Source organism: Mycetocola sp. Y171 (genome assembly GCF_056713165.1).
Genome location: NZ_JBWYGX010000002.1, coordinates 575,567 through 589,163, shown reverse-complemented (window position 1 = coordinate 589,163; position 13,597 = coordinate 575,567). Strand labels below are relative to the sequence as shown.

The window sequence follows — 13,597 nt, the reverse complement described above, 5'->3', positions numbered from 1 at the left end:
CGCGTCCGCGGAGGCGGGAACACGCGCGAAGCTCCGCGCAACTCCCGAAAAGTGAGTGTCACTCAGATGAGGCCTAGACCGCGCGGGTCAGATTCGGCAGAATCGTGCTCATGACGCACACCACGGGTGCCATCCGAACGCCCGACCATCGGTTGCGAGTCTTCGTCAGTTCCACCCTGAAGGAGCTCGCCATCGAACGGAAGTACGCGCGCCTGGCGGTCGAACGCCTCCACCTCGCTCCCGTCATGTTCGAGCTCGGTGCCCGGCCACATCCGCCCCGTGAGCTGTACCGCGCCTACCTCGAACAGAGCGACGTCTTCGTGGGCATCTACGCCGAACGATACGGCTGGGTGGCACCTGGCGAAGCGGTCTCCGGCCTCGAGGACGAATACAACCTCGCCCCTGACTTCCCGAAGCTGATCTACATCCGCGAGCCCGCCCCCGACCGGGAGCCCCGCCTCGTCGACCTGCTCTCCCGCGTCCGCGACGACGATCGGGCATCATTCAAGACCTTCGCGACGCCGCAGGAGCTCAGGAAGCTGATCGAGGCCGACCTCGCGACGCTCCTCGCCGAACGGTTCGACCAGAGCAGGCCGACCCCGACCACCGAGACGAACCCGATCGTGCTCGGTGACCGGGCGGCAAGTCTGCCAGCAGCGCTGACCGAGCTCATCGGTCGTGAGGCGGAGATCGACAGTGTCGACGATCTGCTGCGCCGCCCCTCCGTCCGCCTGGTCACCCTCATCGGGTCCGGAGGCATCGGAAAGACCCGACTCGCCCTCGAGGTCGCCAACCGGGCGAAGGCGATCCCCGACGTCGAGGTCACGTTCGTCGACCTCTCGTCGGTGCAGGATGCCGCGCTCGTGCCGAACGCGATCGCCGAGGCGCTTGGGGTGCTCGACACGGGTGACGAACCCGTGGTCGAGAAGCTGAAGACGGCGCTTCGAGAACGGCGCATGCTCATCGTCATGGACAACTTCGAGCAGGTGCTCGACTCCGCACCGCTCCTCATCGCGCTGCTCTCCGTCGCGCCACACGTGAAATTCCTCGTCACGAGCAGGTCCCTTCTCCGCGTGTCTGGGGAACACGCTGTCGAGGTCGGCCCGCTCGAACTGCCGGACACGGCGCGATCGCTGAGCCCCCGAAACGCGATGATGTCGGCATCCGTGGCGCTTTTTGTCGAGCGTGCCAGAGCGGTCAAACCGGACTTCGAGGCGACCGCGGACAACGTGGACGCCATCGCCGCCATCTGCGTCGCCCTCGACGGCGTCCCGCTGGCCCTCGAACTTGCCGCCGCCCGGATCCGGATGCTTCCCCCCGCGGCGATCCTGTCCCGTCTCGACCGGCGCCTGTCGCTGCTCTCCGGCGGCGCGAGGGACCTGCCGTTGCGGCAGCAGGCGCTGCGCAGCACCATCGAGTGGAGCACCCAGCTGCTCGGCGCGGACGAGAAGCGCCTGCTGGCCCGGCTCGGCGTGTTCGCCGGCGGTTTCTCGCTGGATGCCGTCGAGTTCGTAGCCGGCGAGGTGTCGGAACCAGGGGCGGACACGATGACCGCGCTCGGAGTACTCGTCGACAACAGCCTGGTGCAGGAACTGGACCGCGGCGACCTCCCCTACTACTCGATGCTGGCCACCGTCAGGGAGTATGCGCTCGAACAGCTGGAGGCCTCAGGCGAACTCGACGCAGCACGGGCCGCTCACGCACGGTACTTCATCCGGCTCGCGTCAGAACTCGAGGACGACCTCGAAGGCACCAGGCAGCGCGACGTGATCGCGCTGCTCAACGACGACAGGGACAACCTCCGGGCCGCGGCTCGCTACCTGCTCGATTCGAAGGACATGGTCACGGTCGCCCAGTTCACCTGGTGCCTCCTCATCTACTGGTGGGTCGGTGGCCTCCTCGGCGAAGTTCGGGCCTGGATGGAGGAGGTACTCGCCGGCGAAGAGCCGCTGCCCGAGCGCACGAGGGCGATCGCACTGTATTTCACTCGATCGATCCTGCTCTGGCACGAGGCCAACGACCGCGTCGTTCCAGGCCTCGCCGAGAGCGTCGACCTGTTCCGTCACATCGACGACCGGGTCGGGGAGGGATTCGCCTTGATCTTCCTGGCTCTCGCGGTCGTCGCCGATCGGAAGCCGGACACCGCCCGCGCAGAACAGTCACTGGAGCGGAGCGTCCAGCTGCTTCGGAACGCGGGCTACCGCTGGGGCGAATCGATGGCCCTCGTCACCCTCGGCCGTCTCGCGTTGATGCAGGACGCCGTTCCCGAGGCGATCAGGCACTTCCAGCAGAGCCTCACCCTGACCAGGAAGGGCCACGACGATCTCGGCACGACCGTCGCGCTTCAGCACCTCGGCTGGGCGCAGTTCGTGAACGGAAAGAACGTCGACTCACGCATGCTCTTCGAGGAGAGCCTCGAGACGGCCGCACACATCGGGCATGCCGAGGGGGTCGTCTACGGGCTCGAAGGACTGACCGCCATCGCGGCGGCCGGGCGGGAGCTGAAACGCGCCGGGCGGCTGCTCCACGCGGCGGACGAGCTCCGGAAGCAGACCGGACTCTACGGAGCGAACCGGTTCTCGTTCCACGAACGGTACCTGGCCCCTCTCCTCGCCGGCGAGGACGCGGAAGCGCTGGAGAAGGTCCGTTCGGAGGGCGAAGCGTTGTCGATCGACGAAGCCGTCGTCTACGCCCTGCACGCGGACTGACCGTCACACCGGGCAGACGGAGATCACTCGTCGAGCGCGAGTTCCTTCGGCAGTTCGAAGTCCCGGGTCGAGAGCTCCTCGATGTTGACGTCCTTGAACGTCAGCACGCGCACGCTCTTCACGAAACGGTCGGAACGGTAGACGTCCCAGACCCACACGTCGTTCATGGTGATCTCGAAGTAGAAGTCGTGCTCGGTGTCCCTGCGGACGAGGTCGACATCGTTGGCGAGGTAGAACCGGCGCTCGGTCTCGATCACAAATTTGAACTGCGACACGACGTCGCGATACTCCCGATACAGGGCAAGCTCGACCTCGCGGTCGTAGTCCTCGAACTCGTCTTCTTCCATGGTGCATCCATCCTACGCGTAGGCGACGAGCCAGCTCTTCCGGTGGAGCGACGTCACGCCGAGCGACCGGATGGCGTTCAGGTGGGTCTCGCTGCTGTAGCCCTTGTTGCCGCTCCAGCCGTAGCCGGGAGACACACTGTCAGACGCGATCATCATGGTGTCGCGGTGCACCTTCGCGATGACGGATGCCGCCGCGACAGACACACAATCCCTGTCGGCCTTGATACGGGTCCGCACGTCGAGCGGGCTCGCCAGCACGGGGTTGAGGTAATCGGAGTTGCCGTCGAGCAGGATGACACTCGCCGCGATGTCGGCGCCCTGGTCGAAGAGCTGGCGCAGGGCGCGCTTCGCGGCGAGGCCGAGGCAGTGGATGATGCCGAGCTCGTCCACCTCCACTGCGTCGGCGAGGCCGACCGCGGAGAACAGCACCCAGTCGCGCAGGAGCGGGTCGAGTGCGACTCGGCGTTTCTCGCTGAGCATCTTCGAATCGCGAAGGCCGTCCGGGTGGGGTCCGCAGTCTGCTGCGACCACGGCCATCCCGACGGCGACCGGTCCGGCAAGTGCCCCACGACCGACCTCGTCACAGCCGATGATGTATCTGGCCCCTCCGGCGAACAGTTCGCGCTCGACCTCGTCCGACGGGTCTGAGACCGCCATCATTTCGCGGAGACCTCGTCGGGCACGCCCGAGAAGACCTCCGGATAGTTGGAGAGCCAGTCCCAGTGCGCGGTCGGCCAGCTGATGACGAAGGCGCGCCCGACGACGTTGTCGACGGGGACGAAGCCGTTGCCGGGCTGTTCCTGGTTGTAGCGGGAGTCGCGCGAGTTGTAGCGGTTGTCCCCCATCACCCAGAGCGAGTTCTTCGGCACGACGACGTCGAAGGCGACCTCGGAGACATCCGTCTTTCCGGCGGGCATCGTGATGTACGGCTCGGTCAGGGGCACATCGTTCACGCTCATCTGACCGAGCGCGTTGCAGCAGACGACGTGATCGCCCGGCAGGCCGACCACCCTCTTGATGAGGTGGTCGTCGCTGTCCGAGGCGGACAGGCCGACGAGGGAGAGCACCCAGTCAGCCGCGGCGGTGAGGGGCGGCAGGTCGGGGCCGGGGGTCGGGGGCAGCCATCCGCCCGGATCACGGAAGACGACGACGTCGCCGCGTTCGAGACCGACGAGGTCTGGGACGAGTTCGTTGACGAGGATCCGGTCGTCGATGCGGAGCGTCTGCTCCATCGATGCTGACGGGATGTAGAACGACCGCACCAGAAACGTCTTCACGAGGAAGGAGACAAGGAGTGCGACGATGAAGATGACAAGCACATCGCGCAGAAAAAGGAGCGTTCCCTTCTTGCGGGAACGCCGACGTGGCCCGGCGGACAAATCGTCTGCCGGCAGGATTGTTTCAGTCATTTAACCGCCCGAGCTCCCCACCAGTTTATCGGTGGGGAGCTCGGGTTCGGTTCACTCGGAACGGATCTGCGGGACTTAGTTGTCGCGCTTTTCCTTGATCTTCGCCTTCTTGCCGCGGAGTTCGCGGAGGAAGTACAGCTTGGCGCGACGCACGTCACCGCGGGTGACGACCTCGATCTGGTCGATCACCGGGGAGTGCACCGGGAACTTACGCTCCACGCCGACACCGAAGCTGACCTTGCGGACGGCGAACGTCTCACGGACGCCCTCGCCCTGACGGCCGATGACGATGCCCTGGAAGACCTGGATACGAGAACGGCTGCCCTCAACGATGTTGACGTGCACCTTGACGGTGTCGCCCGCACGGAATGCAGGAATGTCGGACTTGAGGGATGCTGCATCGACGCTGTCGAGGATGTGCATGATATTTCGCTCTCTGTAACCGCCACAGGTCGACTACGAATTCAGGGATGATGGGGGGTGTGTCCGGCGCCTCGATTTCCGAGGCAGTGGCGCTGGCTCCCCTGTGGCAGAGTCTGGCCGCGGCACAATCGTCTATTCTGCCATGAACGGGCTCTCCCGCGCAAAAGCGCGAGGTCAGTCCTGAGGGTCGATCGGCTTCTCCCGGATAACGATGAGCTCGTCGCCGTCACGGATACCGGACGGGCTCACGCTCGACGGCCGCGCGGCCGCCTGCTCGAACTCGGCGATCGTCTCGCGTGCGCGGTCCCTGGCGTCGGTGAAGAACTCCCACAGCACCAGCCAGAACGCGGCGAGTCCGACGATCACTCCGAGGACCGCGAATGCGTTGGATGCCGGTCCGAAGAGGCCGAAACCGATCACCGACACGTGCCAGAGGGTGAGGATGCCGACGTCAGGCCAGGAGACGGCCCTCTCGCGGCGCACCGTCGGTCGGGCCCAGATGAGACCGGCGACGACCATCATCGCGATGAACAGGATCGGCATGGAGATGAGCAACCCGAGGAACGCCCAGCCGCCACCGCCGAAGATGCCCCAGCCGACAAGGGGCCAGATCGGCAGCACGACGGCCGCAATGACCATCCAGGTGCGGAAAGCGCGACGAATAATCATGGCACCAGCCTAGAACCTATGCGCTGGGAGAATCCCGGTGATTTTCAGCCCCCGCGAGCAGGTCAGGCCGCACACGTCTGGTCCGCTCGAGCTGCTGCTCCTTGCGCCAGGCCGCGATGGCGCCGTGGTTCCCGCTCAGGAGGATCGGTGGCACGTCGAGGCCGCGCCATGACGCCGGCTTGGTGTAGCTGGGAGCCTCCAGGAGCCCGTCCTCGTGTGATTCCTCGACGAGCGAGTGGGGGTTGCCGACGACGCCGGGGATAAGCCGGCCGATGGCCTCGACCATGGCCATCACGGCCACCTCTCCCCCGTTGAGAACGTAGTCTCCGAGGCTGACGAGTCGCACCCTGGCCCTGGTCGACGTGTCGTCGAAGACACGCTGGTCGATGCCCTCGTAGCGGCCGCAGCCGAACACGAGGTGCGGTTCGGCAGCGAGTTCCCGCGCCATCGCCTGGGTGAAGACCTCTCCGGCCGGCGACGGGAAGATGACGAGAGGTCCGGCATCCGGTTCGTCGTCGGCATCGAGGATGCCGTCGAGGACCTGCCCCCACGGCTCCGGCTTCATCACCATGCCGGCTCCCCCTCCGTACGGGGTGTCGTCGACCGTGCGGTGCCTGTCGGTCGTCGCGTCGCGCAGGTTGTGCACGCCGAGGTCGATGATCCCCGCCTGGCGGGCTTTGCCGAGCAGCGAGATATCGAGCACGTCGAAGAACTCGGGAAAGATCGTGACGATATCAATGCGCATGCTGAAATCCTAGGCGGACACACGCGCCAGGATCGCCCCGGCCGGATGGAGCTAACCCTGCTCAGGAGGCGTCGGCCCCTGCGAGCATGGCGAGGTAGCGGTCGCGCACGATCTCGATGAGCTCGGCAGGCGCCTCGCCTCCGTCGGTGAGGAGCGGCGGCGTTGCAAGTTCGGCACTCGTGGCGTTCGCGAGGTCGGCGAAGTAGCCGGGCGCCAGGAGGTAGGTGGCGACGAGCACCCTGGCGTCAGGACTAGCGGAACGCGCTTCGCCGACGGCGGTCTCGATCGGCGGGTGCGCGGCCGAGATGAACCCGAGGCTCACCGGGCGGTCGAGCACACGGCTGAGCCTCTCGGCGGTCTCGCGGCAGTCGGCGACGGCCCTGGCATCGGTGGACCCGGCGGCACAGAGCACCACGGAATCCGAATCGGTGAGTCCGGACTCGTCGAGCCGACGGGCGAGAAGGCTGACCAGCCGATCGTCGGGGCCGAGGGCGCGAGCGATCGCTGTCACCCGGCCGGAGGCCTCAGCTTCGTTCACGAGGTCGACGTGCACGTGGAAACCTGCGGAGAGAAGCAGCGGAACGATCACCGCTGGCTGGTCTGTGTCGAGCCTGTCGAGGGTCGCGGGTACGTCCGGCTGCTGGACGTCGACGAATCCGCCTTCGACCTTCGAGCCGGGCAGGCTCGCCGAGACCGCATCGACCAGGCCTTCCACAGCGGCCTGGCCCGCCGGGGAACTCGTCCCGTGCGAAATCGCGACGAGAGCCGCGGTGGTCCTGGTGCGCGGGAACCCGGCGAGCAGCGTCACGCTGACAACTCCACTTCGATCATTCCCCCGACGATGCGGGTGCGGTACGTCTGGAGAACGAGTTCCGGATTGCTGAAGCACTCGCCGGTCGCGAGGTCGTAGACCTCCTTGTGGAGGGGTGATGCGACGGTGGGCCTGTCGCCCTTCGAGCCGACGATCCCCCTGGCCATGACGTTCGCGTCCGTGTGCGGGTCTCGATGTGACACGGCATACACCTCATCTTTCGACAGCAGGAACAAGGCGATCTGCTGGGCCCTGAGCAGGGCCACCTCACCCCACGAGGGTTCGAGATCCTCGACGGCGCAGACGCTCTCCCACTCGGCCACCGGTGTCCGGCGAACGTCCGTGTCGATTGCTATGGTCATGCGAACCACCCTGCCCATCGTGTCCCGGCTCAGCGCGGTGCGAGCCTTTCCGGTCACCAGCGACGCTATGCGCACCCTGTTTCGCCGAGGGCAATGGGATGTTTCGGTCGTGTGAATCCGTCCTCTCACTCCACTCCACCCGCTGTGCGGCGCCCGACAAGACGTGGACATATCCGGGAAATTGGGCGGTAACGGCGTGAGGTTACGCTCGCCGGACACCAGTTACTTGGAGGTACCTGACGATGACTGACTCCACTACGGGTCCGGCCCGGTCCGACGGCGTTCGCGAGATCGTCGTGATCGGAGGAGGCCCCGCCGCCCACCGATTCGCCGACGCCGTGCACTCCCGTGACGATGCACGCACCCTCCACGTCACGGTGATCTGCGAGGAGCCGTACCTCCCGTACGACCGCGTCGCACTCAGCAAGCGCCTGGAACACGACGCAGATCTGACCCTGCAGCCCGCGAACGTCTGGGACAACGACCACGTGACACTGCTCCTCGACGAACGAGCGGATGCCGTCGACCCCGACGCGAAGACCGTCACGACGTCCAGCGGACGCACGCTCCGGTACGACGACCTCGTCTTCGCCACCGGCTCATCGGCTCCCGTCCCTGAGATCACCGGGCACGAACATGCCAAGGTGTACCGCACGATCGACGACGTCGACTACCTCTCCGCCGAGGTCGACCGGCTCGCCGTCGAGCTGGGCCGCCCCGCGCGCGTCCTCGTCGCCGGTGGCGGGCTGCTCGGCCTCGAAGCCGCAGGCGGCCTGTCCAGACGAGGTGCTGACGCCAGTGTCGTCCACTCCGGCTCCTGGCTGATGTCCGCCCAGCTCGACGAAGGCGCCGGCCGCGCCCTCGGACGCATCATCTCCTCGCAGGGCATCGGCCTGCACCTCGGGACCCGGCCGCGCAGCATCCTCGACTCCGACAACGGCACGGTGACCGGCGTGAAGTTCGCCAGCGGCCAGCAGATCGCCGCGGACCTCGTCGTCTTCGCCATCGGCATCCGCCCGCGTGACGAACTCGCCCAGGCCGCCGGGATAGACCTCGGCGAGCGCGGCGGGATCGTCATCGGGACGGACTGCAGGACCTCGCACGAGAACGTCTGGGCGATCGGCGAGGTTGCGAACTTCGAAGGGCGTTGCACCGGGCTCGTTGCCCCGGCCAACGCCATGGCCGAAGTCGTCGCCGACCGCCTCCTCGGCGGGTCGGCAGAATTCACCACCGTCGACGACGCCACGAAGCTGAAGCTGTCCGGTGTGGACGTCGCCAGTTTCGGTGACGCCCTCGCCACGACGGAGCACTGCCTCGAGATCGTCTACGCCGACCCCGCCCGCGGCCTCTACCAGAAGCTCGTGATGACCGACGATGCGAAAACGCTGCTCGGCGGCATCTTCGTCGGCGACGCCTCACCGTACGCGGCGCTGCGCCCCATGCTCGGGTCTGAGCTCTCCAGCGAACCGGCCGCGTACCTCTCCGCATCGGGCATGGAAGCGCCTGCGGGTGACGAGCTGCCTGACGACGCCCTCGTCTGCGCCTGCAACAACGTCAGCGCCGGCACGGTGCGCGACGCCATCAACGGCGTCCACACCGACGCATGCACCGACCTCGGCGAGCTGAAGACCTGCACACGGGCGGGTACCCAGTGCGGATCGTGCGTCCCCCTCGTGAAGAAGATCCTCGAGACCGAGCTGACCCGGTCGGGTATCGCCGTCTCACGTGCCCTCTGCGAGCACTTCGAGCTCTCCCGCCAGGAACTGTTCGAAACCGTCCGCGTCTACGAACTGACCTCGTTCGACGAGATCATCGAACGGTTCGGGCAGGGCAGGGGCTGCGACGTCTGCAAGCCGGCCGTCGCATCCATCCTCGCCAGCCAGCACGACGGCCACATCCTCGATTCCGGCCGTGGCACCCTCCAGGACACCAACGACCGCGCCATGGCCAACATGCAGAAGGACGGCACGTACTCGGTGGTCCCCCGCATCCCCGGCGGCGAGATCACCCCGCAGAAACTCGCCGTCATCGCGCAAGTGGCCACGGACTTCGGTCTGTACACGAAGATCACCGGCGGCCAGCGCATCGACCTCTTCGGAGCGCGCCTCGACCAGCTGCCGCAGATCTGGAAGATCCTCGTCGACGCAGGCATGGAGTCAGGACAGGCCTACGGAAAGTCCCTGAGGAACGTCAAGAGTTGTGTCGGCTCCACCTGGTGCCGCTTCGGCGTCCAGGACTCCGTGAGCATGGCCGTCGCCCTCGAGCTGAGATACCGTGGCCTGCGCTCGCCGCACAAGTTCAAGATCGGCGTGTCCGGCTGTGCCCGTGAATGCGCCGAGGCGAGGGGCAAGGACGTCGGCGTCATCGCCACAGACAAGGGGTGGAACCTGTATGTCGGCGGCAACGGCGGCTTCCAGCCCACCCACGCACAGCTCCTCGTGGGCGACATCGATGACGAGACCCTGATCCGGTACATCGACCGCTACCTGATGTACTACATCCGCACAGCTGACCGGCTGCAGCGCACGGCCAGGTGGATGGAAGACCTCGACGGCGGTATCGACCACGTCCGTGAGGTCGTCGTCGAAGACTCACTCGGCCTCGGCGTCGAGCTGGAAGAGTCGATGGCGAAGCACGTCGACAATTACGAAGACGAGTGGGCGGCCACTCTCGCCGACCCCGAGCGCCTCAAGAAGTTCCGCTCATTCGTGAACGAGCCAGCAACGGCCGACCCGAGCGTCGCACGGGTTTCCGAGCGGGGACAGATGCGCCCGGCGACGAGCGAGGAGATCGAGAGAGGCGACGCCGTCTACCTTGCAGGGCCTACCATTCCTGTAAGGGAAGGGGCGTAATGACGGATGCCGGAACAGTCACGCTTGTCGGTGGAGGACCCGGGGACGAAGCGCTGCTGACAGCCGCTGCCGTCGCCGCGCTCAGCCGCGCAGACGTCGTCCTGTACGACCGGCTCGCTCCGCACTCTCACCTGACCGAACTCGCCCCGAAGGCGACTCTCATCGACGTGGGCAAGCGCCCTGGGCACCACCCGATCGGGCAGGAGGGCATCGAGGCGGAAATCGTCCGGCACGCCCTCACCGGTGCGAACGTTGTCCGGCTCAAGGGCGGCGACCCGTATGTTTTCGGACGCGGAAGCGAAGAGGTTCTCGCCTGCCACCGCGTCGGCATTCCGGTGAAGGTCATCCCCGGCGTGACCAGCGCCGTCGCCGTTCCCGCCTCAGTCGGCATCCCGCTGACCCACCGTGGTGTGAGCCACATGTTCACCGTTGTGTCAGGTCACGCCCCGCTCACCGACAGCGAACACCGCCACCTGGCCGGTCTCGGCAGCACGATCGTCGTGCTGATGGGGGTCGGCACGTTGCCGACTCTCAGCCAGGGGCTGCTGCGTGAGGGTCTCCCCTCAGACACCCCCGTGGCGATCATCGAACGCGGATTCAGCGTCGACCAGCGAACGACGATCGCCGACCTCGGTTCTGTCGTCCACGTGGCGGCCCAGGTCGAGGTCCGCTCGCCCGCCGTCCTCGTGATCGGACGGGTCGTCGACCTCGCATTCGAGGGCGATCTCGACGCCGGCGCGCTGATGGACCGCGCCGGCCGGATGGCGGCGTTCGGATGAGCGACAGCACCACAGGCAGCACCGTTCCCGGATTCCGCGCCGACCAGCTCGAAGGATTCCGCATCGGGGTGACCAGCGACCGCCGGTCACAGGACCTGATCGATTCGTTCGAGCGCCGCGGGGCGCAGGTCGTCCACGCGCCCACCCTGCGCATCGCGCACGCTGCACACGACGAACCGCTGATCGCAGACACCCGCGCGATCATCGCCGCCCAGCCCGATGTGCTTCTCGCGACGACCTCGTACGGCATCCGCCGCTGGTTCGAGATCGCAGACACAGCAGGCCTCGGCCACGACCTCGTCGACGCCCTGTCTGAGACCTCCATCCTCGTCCGTGGCCCTAAGGCGCGCGGGGCGATCCGGGCCACAGGGCTGAACGATGTCGGGATGAGCGAGGAGGAGACCACGGCGTCCCTCGTCACGAAGGTTCTCGCGGATTTCCCACCCGGGCTCCGCATCGCCGTCCAGCTGCACGGCTACACCGACGAGGGGCAGCTCGACCGGTTGCGTGCCGTCCACTCCGAAGTGCTCACCGTCGCCCCGTACCGCTGGGCCGACCCCGATCAGACCGACGACAGGGTGAAGAAGCTCATCGATGCGGTCATCGGTGGAGCCATCGACGTCGTCACATTCACGAGTGCCCCGGCTGTCGACGCCCTGTTCAACGCCGCTGAGGCGCTCGGCCAGGACTCTGACCTGCTCGATGCGTTCCTCGGCGACGTCTTCACCGCTGCCGTCGGACCCGTCACGGCCGCGCCGCTCATCGCCTACGGGATCAGCCCGATCATGCCGGAGCGATACCGGATGGGCGCGCTGATCCGGCTGGTCTGCGAACACCTCGAACAGTACGGGGTGATCCGGCTGGAGACACGCCTGGGATCCGTCGCCCTGCGCGGATGCCTCGTCGACCTCCCGACCGGACGGGTCCAGCTGGCTCCGTCGGCTCTGGTGCTCTTCCGGCGGCTGATGAAGGCAGGCGGCGGAGTGGTCTCGCGCGCCGAACTGGCCGCCGCCCTTCCTGGGACCGTCGACGAGCACGCCCTCGAGGTCTCGATGAGCCGGCTGCGGCAGTCGCTCGGGGTACCAGGCCTCGTCAACACCGTGGTGAAGCGCGGCTACCGGATCGACGTCTGAGACCGAGATGACCCAGCCCCCTTCCTCGCGGACTACGCGACCGGAAACGACCGAGAGGTACCGCCGCCAGACGGTGCTTCAGGAGGTCGGAGCGGCAGGGCAGGAACGCATCTCCGCCGCACGGGTCCTCGTCGTCGGTGCAGGCGGGCTCGGCTCACCACTCCTGATCTCGCTCGCCGCCGCTGGGATCGGCACGATCGGGCTGGTCGACGACGACGTCGTCGCCGAGTCGAACCTCGCCAGGCAGACCGTCCATCGGTCGGACAGTGTCGGTGAGGCGAAGACGTCCTCCGCGGCGCGCACCCTCGCGACGGTGAACCCGGACGTGACCGTGATCCAGCATCCGGTGCGCCTGACCCGGGAGAACGCACTCGCCGTGACGACGGGGTACGACCTGATCGTCGACGGAACGGATACGTTCGAAACGCACTACCTCACTGCCGATGCGGCCGAGCATCACTCGGTCCCGCTCGTGTGGGGGTCCGTTCTCCGGTTCGATGGGATGGTCTCGGTGTTCGATCCAGCGTCCGGGCCGGACTCCCCCGGGTTCCGCGACCTCTTCCCCGATGAGGCGGCATCGAACACCGCCGAGTCCTGCGAGCTGGTAGGTGTGCTCGGCTCGAGCTGCGCGATCGTCGCCGGGGTGATGGCCGCCGAGGTGATGAAGCTCGTGGTCGGCTTCGGTGAACCCTTGCTCGGGCGGGTGCTCGTCATCGATGCCCTCACCGCCGGGTTCCGCGAAATCCCCCTGCGGGCGGGGGGTTCCCGGCTGCACGGGTCGACGAGCCCGCCGACCGCGACGCACGAAACCGTGACCGCTGCCGAGTTCGACGCGCTTCGTGCTGACGGAAGCCGTCTGACGGTGATCGACGTGCGCGAAGCGGATGAACACCGTGCGTCAGCGATTCCGGGATCGCTGAACATCCCGCAGGATGACCTCGCGGATGCTCTCGGCCGGCTCGACCCGGACGTTCCGCTCGTCGTGTACTGCGAGATCGGCGTGCGCTCCGCGGTCGCCACCGCGTTCCTCACCCGGCAGGGGTACCAGGCGATGAGCCTCGACGGAGGCATCCGTTCCTGGCTGAGGCGTCAGCCGCCCGCGAACGGCGGCAACACGTCGAGCTGATCGCCGTCGGCGAGTTGCCTGTCCCGATCCCGCGTGGTGACTCCGTTGACGATGAATGAGCAGCGTCCGAGGACGGTGCCCAGCATCGTCTCGCCTGTCGTCGCCGACCGCTCGACGTCCGCGAGAACCGCGTCGATCGTGACGGGCTGTGAGTACTCCAGCCGGTCCGTCGTCCTGCCGACGCCTGCGGCCGCGGCTGCGAAGTAACGCACGTCGATTCCGATGGTCATCCG

General features: G+C 67.0%; 14 protein-coding genes. 5 read left to right on the top strand and 9 right to left on the bottom strand.

Annotated features, from left to right (window positions below):
• Positions 1-110 precede the first annotated feature (110 nt).
• Complete coding sequence (locus AC1M2K_RS12550) at positions 111-2,708, top strand: ATP-binding protein (RefSeq protein WP_480241249.1); 2,598 nt, start codon at positions 111-113, stop codon at positions 2,706-2,708.
• 23 nt (positions 2,709-2,731) lie between these two features.
• On the opposite strand, the gene AC1M2K_RS12545 is transcribed toward AC1M2K_RS12550, so the two are convergent.
• From AC1M2K_RS12545 to nirD, 8 genes are all read right to left on the bottom strand, one after another.
• Entirely contained in the window at positions 2,732-3,055 is a 324-nt protein-coding gene (locus AC1M2K_RS12545; protein WP_196834316.1) for a DUF2469 domain-containing protein, read from the bottom strand.
• A gap of 12 nt (positions 3,056-3,067) precedes the next feature.
• Entirely contained in the window at positions 3,068-3,712 is a 645-nt protein-coding gene (locus AC1M2K_RS12540; RefSeq protein ID WP_480237354.1) for a ribonuclease HII, read from the bottom strand.
• On the bottom strand, positions 3,712-4,464 hold the full coding sequence (gene lepB / locus AC1M2K_RS12535; RefSeq protein WP_480241248.1) for a signal peptidase I: 753 nt from the start codon (positions 4,462-4,464) through the stop codon (positions 3,712-3,714). Before lepB ends, AC1M2K_RS12540 begins: the two co-directional genes overlap by 1 nt.
• 75 nt (positions 4,465-4,539) lie before the next feature.
• Complete coding sequence (rplS, locus tag AC1M2K_RS12530) at positions 4,540-4,887, bottom strand: 50S ribosomal protein L19 (protein ID WP_480236803.1); 348 nt, start codon at positions 4,885-4,887, stop codon at positions 4,540-4,542.
• A 174-nt stretch (positions 4,888-5,061) separates the two neighbouring features.
• Entirely contained in the window at positions 5,062-5,556 is a 495-nt protein-coding gene (locus tag AC1M2K_RS12525; RefSeq protein WP_480241247.1) for a hypothetical protein, read from the bottom strand.
• A gap of 16 nt (positions 5,557-5,572) precedes the next feature.
• On the bottom strand, positions 5,573-6,301 hold the full coding sequence (trmD, locus tag AC1M2K_RS12520) for a tRNA (guanosine(37)-N1)-methyltransferase TrmD (protein WP_480241246.1): 729 nt from the start codon (positions 6,299-6,301) through the stop codon (positions 5,573-5,575).
• 61 nt (positions 6,302-6,362) lie between these two features.
• Entirely contained in the window at positions 6,363-7,109 is a 747-nt protein-coding gene (locus AC1M2K_RS12515; protein WP_480241245.1) for a sirohydrochlorin chelatase, read from the bottom strand.
• Positions 7,106-7,474 carry a nitrite reductase small subunit NirD gene (gene nirD, locus AC1M2K_RS12510; protein ID WP_480241244.1) on the bottom strand — a complete coding sequence of 123 codons (369 nt, stop codon included), beginning with the start codon at positions 7,472-7,474 and terminating at the stop codon, positions 7,106-7,108. The genes AC1M2K_RS12515 and nirD overlap by 4 nt, the downstream gene beginning before the upstream one ends.
• Positions 7,475-7,716: 242 nt before the next feature.
• On the opposite strand from nirD, the gene nirB reads away from it, so the two are divergent.
• From nirB to AC1M2K_RS12490, 4 genes are read left to right on the top strand one after another with little or no spacing between them, the layout of a single operon-like run.
• Complete coding sequence (gene nirB, locus AC1M2K_RS12505; RefSeq protein ID WP_480241243.1) at positions 7,717-10,326, top strand: nitrite reductase large subunit NirB; 2,610 nt, start codon at positions 7,717-7,719, stop codon at positions 10,324-10,326.
• Positions 10,326-11,105 (top strand): uroporphyrinogen-III C-methyltransferase, encoded by a 780-nt coding sequence (gene cobA / locus AC1M2K_RS12500; RefSeq protein WP_480241242.1) that lies wholly within the window; start codon positions 10,326-10,328, stop codon positions 11,103-11,105. Before nirB ends, cobA begins: the two co-directional genes overlap by 1 nt.
• On the top strand, positions 11,102-12,238 hold the full coding sequence (locus tag AC1M2K_RS12495) for a uroporphyrinogen-III synthase (RefSeq protein ID WP_480241241.1): 1,137 nt from the start codon (positions 11,102-11,104) through the stop codon (positions 12,236-12,238). Before cobA ends, AC1M2K_RS12495 begins: the two co-directional genes overlap by 4 nt.
• A 7-nt stretch (positions 12,239-12,245) precedes the next feature.
• A complete protein-coding gene (locus tag AC1M2K_RS12490; protein WP_480241240.1) occupies positions 12,246-13,364 on the top strand; it encodes a ThiF family adenylyltransferase in 1,119 nt (372 codons plus the stop codon).
• On the opposite strand, the gene AC1M2K_RS12485 is transcribed toward AC1M2K_RS12490, so the two are convergent.
• Positions 13,328-13,594: a MoaD/ThiS family protein gene (locus AC1M2K_RS12485; RefSeq protein ID WP_480241239.1), complete on the bottom strand. Its 267-nt coding sequence runs from the start codon at positions 13,592-13,594 to the stop codon at positions 13,328-13,330. The genes AC1M2K_RS12490 and AC1M2K_RS12485 overlap by 37 nt on opposite strands.
• Positions 13,595-13,597: the final 3 nt, after the last annotated feature.

Excerpts from the sequence above, each read along its gene's own strand:
- nirD (WP_480241244.1), bottom strand. The coding sequence starts at position 7,474 with ATGACCATAGCAATCGACACGGACGTTCGCCGGACACCGGTGGCCGAG.
- AC1M2K_RS12525 (WP_480241247.1), bottom strand. The coding sequence starts at position 5,556 with ATGATTATTCGTCGCGCTTTCCGCACCTGGATGGTCATTGCGGCCGTC.
- AC1M2K_RS12550 (WP_480241249.1), top strand. The coding sequence starts at position 111 with ATGACGCACACCACGGGTGCCATCCGAACGCCCGACCATCGGTTGCGA.
- cobA (WP_480241242.1), top strand. The coding sequence starts at position 10,326 with ATGACGGATGCCGGAACAGTCACGCTTGTCGGTGGAGGACCCGGGGAC.
- trmD (WP_480241246.1), bottom strand. The coding sequence starts at position 6,301 with ATGCGCATTGATATCGTCACGATCTTTCCCGAGTTCTTCGACGTGCTC.
- AC1M2K_RS12495 (WP_480241241.1), top strand. The coding sequence starts at position 11,102 with ATGAGCGACAGCACCACAGGCAGCACCGTTCCCGGATTCCGCGCCGAC.
- AC1M2K_RS12545 (WP_196834316.1), bottom strand. The coding sequence starts at position 3,055 with ATGGAAGAAGACGAGTTCGAGGACTACGACCGCGAGGTCGAGCTTGCC.
- AC1M2K_RS12540 (WP_480237354.1), bottom strand. The coding sequence starts at position 3,712 with ATGGCGGTCTCAGACCCGTCGGACGAGGTCGAGCGCGAACTGTTCGCC.
- lepB (WP_480241248.1), bottom strand. The coding sequence starts at position 4,464 with ATGACTGAAACAATCCTGCCGGCAGACGATTTGTCCGCCGGGCCACGT.
- rplS (WP_480236803.1), bottom strand. The coding sequence starts at position 4,887 with ATGCACATCCTCGACAGCGTCGATGCAGCATCCCTCAAGTCCGACATT.
- AC1M2K_RS12490 (WP_480241240.1), top strand. The coding sequence starts at position 12,246 with ATGACCCAGCCCCCTTCCTCGCGGACTACGCGACCGGAAACGACCGAG.
- AC1M2K_RS12485 (WP_480241239.1), bottom strand. The coding sequence starts at position 13,594 with ATGACCATCGGAATCGACGTGCGTTACTTCGCAGCCGCGGCCGCAGGC.
- nirB (WP_480241243.1), top strand. The coding sequence starts at position 7,717 with ATGACTGACTCCACTACGGGTCCGGCCCGGTCCGACGGCGTTCGCGAG.